Genomic DNA, 5,120 nt, shown 5'->3' with positions numbered 1-5,120 from the left:
TGACAACACCGCGCGGGTGTGGCGGGCTGACAATCTTGATGAACTGTTGTCTCGCGGTTGTCAATGGCTGAATGATTATCTTGTCACCAATCCCAAAGACTTGGAAACATTAGAGGTCTGCCAAAATAAATCTAATTTAATAGCAGCAGCACCGTTTTTAGTTAAAGAAGGTGAAAACGAAGCTAAAGAGGGCAATATTGATAATGCAGTTGCGACCTTTCACACAGCCTTAAAATGGAATCCCAGTTTAAAATTTGACCCCAAGGTAAAAGCCCAAGAGTTTGCTAACAAAGGAAAGGCGGAACGTTTGATTGCAGAAGCAGAGAGAATTGTGAAAGGGGGTAATGTCAAGGAAGCGCTAGCAGATTACGCAGATGCCCAAAAGTTAGATCCCAACGTGGAAATTTCTGCCGATTCTTGGAACACACTTTGTCGCCAAGGTAGTCTGCGAGGATATGCCAAGGATGTGTTATTTGCCTGTGACAAAGCCGTTGCACTTGCTCCTGACGATAGCAATAATCGTGATAGCCGGGGGCTGGCGAGGGCGCTGACTGGCAATACCCAAGGCGCGATTACTGACTTTGAAGCATACATTGCCCAGGCTGAAGATAAAGATAGTAAAGCACAACGGCAGCGCTGGGTGAAAGATTTACGGGCGGGGAAGAATCCGTTTACAGATGCAGAACTTAAGAAGTTACGGAAGTAGGGATTTCGTGAAATATAGCGGTTGTCGGTTGGGTGCAGTACACTCTGACCTCACTTCCATTCCTCTCCCCTAAGAGGAGGCTTTGAGGCTTACTCCCATTCCCTTGTAGGGAAGGGGCTGGGGGTTAGGTTTCGCTTGGTTTTTCCTGATAAGGTGAAAAATCAAAGTTTTATAATAGAATTTCACGCTGATGAATTAAAGGAGACTGTGACCACTACACTACACTGGCAAGAACGGGTTGGTAATCAAAGGGATTGGGTTTGGCGCGGCTGGCAAACCCGCTACACTTACATTCGCCCTCGCCAAAATCACCACAAAACACAACCCCTGATATTGCTACATGGCTTTGGCGCTTCCATTGGTCATTGGCGACATAATTTAGAGGTGTTGGGTGAACATCACACAGTCTACGCCATTGATATGTTGGGTTTTGGCGCTTCTGAAAAAGCCGCAGCTAATTACAGTATTGAACTCTGGGTAGAGCAAGTTTACGATTTCTGGAAAACATTTATCCGTGAACCAGCGATATTAATAGGCAATTCCAACGGTTCACTGATTTCTATGGCCGCCGCCGCCGCTCATCCTGACATGGTGCGGGGTATGGTGATGATGAGTTTACCCGACCCGTCATTAGAACAAGAAGCAATTCCGCCTGTGCTGCGACCAGTTGTCAAAGCAATTAAAAATATTGTTGCTTCGCCGTTGATACTGAAGCCTGTGTTTAACTTCGTGCGCCGTCCTGGAGTGTTGCGTCGCTGGGCAGGTCTGGCCTACGCTAACCCAGAGGCGATTAGCGATGAACTGATAGAAATTTTAGCTGAACCTCCCCAAGACCGGGGTTCGGCGAGGGCTTTTAGTGCCTTGTTCAAAGCTGCGATCGGAATTGATTTTAGTCCCAGTGTCAAGAAAGTATTACCAACCTTAACAATTCCGATGTTGTTAATTTGGGGAGATAAAGATCGGTTTGTTCCGCCAGCCCTGGCTAGCCAATTCGCCCAATACAACGATAAATTGTCAGTCCTGAATTTGGAGGGTGTAGGGCATTGTCCCCATGATGAATGTCCTGAACAAGTCAACCAAGCTATTTTAGATTGGATTGAGAGATGGGTTGGCGATCGCTAACCGTTGGTTATTCCCTAAATGTTATAGTTTCTGTGCGATGGGGTAAGCAGTGCGATCGCCACGATTGAATTTTTTAATTTTTAATTCCTTAACACCTAGCCAATCGTGGCTTGGTTAGTGTCAACATCTGTAGCACCATTCACAGAATTGGCTACAGAAACCATTTTGTTGAGAATTTCTTGACTGGGAACTTTACCTTTCAATACTACAGTGCTGCCTGTCTGAGCAACCCAAAGGGTATCAACATCATCGAGTTGGGGGTCTTGATCAAATGCCAACGCTACCCGCTTTGCTAAACCACTTTGGTCATATTCTCCGTTTAATCCCACACGTTCTGGCGGTATCGATGTAGAACTAGATGCAACGTTACTAGTCGCAGCTTGCGGTATTGCCTGTGCAGTCGGATTTACTTCTGCATTTTGAGGTTTTTCCATTCCAAATAATCTTTGTAACCAACCCATATAAAGTTTTCTCCGATTAGAGGCTTATCAAACCTGAGTATAAAGGCTTTACAAAAATGCCGCATCTGCCAATGAAAAGAGATACATTCAATGAAATTACTCCTTGCAGGATGATTTTTGCTCAATTTTTTATTTCTAGAGAATGCAATGAGTGCAGCTATTGAGTTTACAATAAAAGGTCGCACTGACAATTAGTGCAGTAGTACGCTACGAAAGAAAAAACATACATTTGACAAAATGTCAAGAGTTTGTCACTCAAATAATTTTGATTGAATGAGTGAATTCTGCAAAGCGGTACTAGAGTCTGCGTTCCTTAAATCCTGTGCTAGCCTCTGTTGGCGAAGATGAAACATACCCTTTCAGTTCTGGTAGAAGATGAGGCGGGTGTTCTTTCCCGCATTTCTGGTTTATTCGCCCGTCGCGGCTTTAATATTGAAAGCCTTGCTGTTGGCCCTGCTGAACAAGGAGGAGTCTCTCGAATTACGATGGTTATCCCTGGTGACGATCGCATTATCGAGCAACTCACCAAGCAACTATACAAGTTAGTCAATGTCCTTAAGGTACAGGATATTACCGAAACTCCTTGCGTAGAGAGGGAATTGATGCTTTTGAAGGTGAATGCTAGTACCAGCAATCGCTCAGAAGTGATCGAACTGTCTCAGATTTTCCGGGCGCGAGTTGTGGACGTGGCGGAAGATTCTCTCACTTTAGAAGTTGTGGGAGATCCAGGTAAAATGGTAGCGATCGTGCAGGTGTTGCAAAAATTTGGTTTGAAAGAAATCGCCCGCACTGGCAAAATTGCCTTGACTCGTGAATCGGGTGTGAATACCGAATTACTCAAGTCTTTGGAAGCAAAAGTTTAGTTGAGAAGATAAGAACCTCACCCCCAACCCCCTCCCCGCTTTTCGAGAGCTTGCTCTGATGTACCTCATTTGACATAGTTTAAGCTGTTACGCATTTAAGTTGTATATTTACTGGTGAGGATTGTCATTAGTCATTAGTCATTTGTATTTCAAAGGACAGATGACAAATGACAAAGGATAGTCATGATACCAAAATGTACAATTTAGACGCGCATCAGTTTAAGTTGATTAACTTGCAACTGCAACCGACTTTTTGTGAGTGGGACGCTTGCAATTTGATTTTTTCTTCAGTCCAATCGCTTGAGCTTGATCGCTATCTGAGCCATATTGTCCCCGCACAACTTCTTTCATGGCTAATACAGCATTGTGAAATTCCCATTTTGCCAATCGAGCAGCATCGACAGCAGCACGGTATAAAGCTAGTTTCTCCGTTTCAGTTTGTTGCCCTCCTAACATAGCCTGATAAGCTTGTTGTATGTTTGCAACAGAGGCATTATACCAATTCGCAATTCGCAATTGAGAAATTTAGATGCAGCAAGGCAATCCCTGCTTACATCTGTTGCCTTATTTTAGAGAATCGGTATTAGAACGGGTTGTATCGTAGGTGCTGACGGTTTGCAAACCGTGGAATGAGGTAACATCTTGACTAATGACTTGAAGACGCAAATGATGTGTTGTATCTTGGTTAGGCATACATGCATCCGTGGAAAACTATATATTTAATGTGTCCAATAGAACGCAAAATATAACAGCTAAGTGTAAGGGTATGGCAGTGCCGTGCCCCTACGGGTGTAACTCACGTAAGCGAGAACCGCTATATGTAAGCCGACGCATTAACAATGCAAGCTGACGCATTAACAATGCAAGCCGACGCATTAACAATGCAAGCCCACGCATTAATAATGCAAGCCAACACATTAACAATGCAAGCCGACGCATTAACAATGCAAGCCGACGCATTAATAATGCAAGCCGACGCATTAATTTAACTTTGTAGTGCGATCGCAATAAGCTTAAAAGGATTGAATTTAGGTTAACAGCGTTGTTGTTTTTTGAACAGTGACAACAGCAAACACATAACTCCCATAACTACCAAGGACACTGAAGAAGCAGGTTCTGGGACAGGCTGAGGGTTAGGCTGATAATTGATGAAATTTCCTTGAATTGGGCTAAGTGATGCCAAAAGTTGCTCAATATCCTTAGATATATCAGTATCATTGCCTACACTTTTAGAAGAGATGAGGCGGTTAAAAGTTTGGCTACTTGATGCATCAAAATCTCCTGTGAAGCCAAGAAAATTTTGACCTATTTTACCTATAAGAGAGTCAATCAGATTGTTCACATCAGTTTTGATCCCTAATGGAGATAACTTTAAACTGCTGAGATTATTGACGTTTCCAATTGTTGTATTGTCAGTCTTTGTTAACCAATTGCCATTACCAATAATTTCATTTCCATTGGTAAAAACCCAGTTACCATTACCAATAATTGTGTTATCAGTACCAAAGTCCCAATTGCCGTTTCCAATGGTTGCGTTGTCGCTGCCAAAGTGCCAATTACCATTACCTAATGTTGAATTCTTACTTCCGTTGTCCCAATACCAGTTGCCATTACCAAGGGTTGTGTTATCCTTTCCAAATAGCCAGTTGCCATTACCGATGGTTGCGTTGTCATTATTAAAGTTCCAGTTACCATTACCAATAGTTGCACTGTTATTACCATTATCCGAGTTAAAATTACCAATAGTTGCGTTATTACTACCAGAGTCCTTGTTACCATTACCAACCGGTGCGTTGCCCTCATTAAAGGTTTGGCTACCCGGATTAGATGTATTCCCAGCGTTACTAAAGGGTATATTGTTACCAAGGACTTCTTTCAACGGATCGAAAGGCGATTGTTGAAGCAGACTTCCAGCACCTGCGATCGGATTACCACTGCCTGCAAAGGGGTTGCTAGCCCCACCTGCGA

6 protein-coding genes and 2 pseudogenes are annotated in these 5,120 nt (G+C 43.4%); 3 read left to right on the top strand and 5 right to left on the bottom strand.

From position 1 onward, the window contains the following. Together ACFFAP_RS06745 and ACFFAP_RS06740 are read left to right on the top strand one after the other, a co-directional pair. Window positions 1–706: pseudogene (locus ACFFAP_RS06745) on the top strand (ribosome assembly protein 4); the annotation flags it as partial. Window positions 707–913: 207 nt separating this feature from the next. After that, window positions 914–1,828, top strand: coding sequence for an alpha/beta fold hydrolase (locus ACFFAP_RS06740; protein ID WP_375510499.1), 915 nt, complete (start codon window positions 914–916; stop codon window positions 1,826–1,828). Window positions 1,829–1,923: 95 nt separating this feature from the next. Here ACFFAP_RS06740 and ACFFAP_RS06735 read toward each other — a convergent pair whose 3' ends face one another. After that, window positions 1,924–2,289, bottom strand: coding sequence for a phospholipid-binding protein (locus ACFFAP_RS06735; RefSeq protein ID WP_375510498.1), 366 nt, complete (start codon window positions 2,287–2,289; stop codon window positions 1,924–1,926). Between the two features lie 344 nt (window positions 2,290–2,633). On the opposite strand from ACFFAP_RS06735, the gene ilvN reads away from it, so the two are divergent. After that, complete coding sequence (gene ilvN, locus ACFFAP_RS06730) at window positions 2,634–3,152, top strand: acetolactate synthase small subunit (RefSeq protein WP_196529110.1); 519 nt, start codon at window positions 2,634–2,636, stop codon at window positions 3,150–3,152. A 228-nt stretch (window positions 3,153–3,380) separates the two neighbouring features. Here the strand turns inward: ilvN and ACFFAP_RS06725 are convergent. The 4 genes and pseudogenes from ACFFAP_RS06725 to ACFFAP_RS06710 all read right to left on the bottom strand — a co-directional run. Then, a pseudogene (locus tag ACFFAP_RS06725) lies at window positions 3,381–3,695 on the bottom strand (hypothetical protein). Window positions 3,696–3,716: 21 nt separating this feature from the next. After that, on the bottom strand, window positions 3,717–3,845 hold the full coding sequence (locus ACFFAP_RS06720) for a hypothetical protein (RefSeq protein WP_375510497.1): 129 nt from the start codon (window positions 3,843–3,845) through the stop codon (window positions 3,717–3,719). A 90-nt stretch (window positions 3,846–3,935) separates the two neighbouring features. Then, window positions 3,936–4,133, bottom strand: a complete 198-nt coding sequence (locus ACFFAP_RS06715; protein ID WP_375510496.1) for a hypothetical protein — start codon at window positions 4,131–4,133, stop codon at window positions 3,936–3,938. 52 nt (window positions 4,134–4,185) lie between these two features. Continuing rightward, a partial coding sequence (locus tag ACFFAP_RS06710) for a hypothetical protein (RefSeq protein WP_375510495.1) occupies window positions 4,186–5,120 on the bottom strand: 935 nt, incomplete at its 5' end.

This window comes from uncultured Nostoc sp. (genome assembly GCF_964245575.1).
GTDB lineage: Bacteria > Cyanobacteriota > Cyanobacteriia > Cyanobacteriales > Nostocaceae > Nostoc.
This window is presented reverse-complemented; position numbering and strand designations above follow the sequence as displayed.

Bases quoted from the DNA above. Each gene is read 5' to 3' on its own strand.
- ACFFAP_RS06720 (WP_375510497.1), bottom strand. From the start codon at position 3,845: ATGCCTAACCAAGATACAACACATCATTTGCGTCTTCAAGTCATTAGT.
- ACFFAP_RS06715 (WP_375510496.1), bottom strand. From the start codon at position 4,133: ATGCGTCGGCTTGCATTATTAATGCGTCGGCTTGCATTGTTAATGCGT.
- ACFFAP_RS06735 (WP_375510498.1), bottom strand. From the start codon at position 2,289: ATGGGTTGGTTACAAAGATTATTTGGAATGGAAAAACCTCAAAATGCA.
- ilvN (WP_196529110.1), top strand. From the start codon at position 2,634: ATGAAACATACCCTTTCAGTTCTGGTAGAAGATGAGGCGGGTGTTCTT.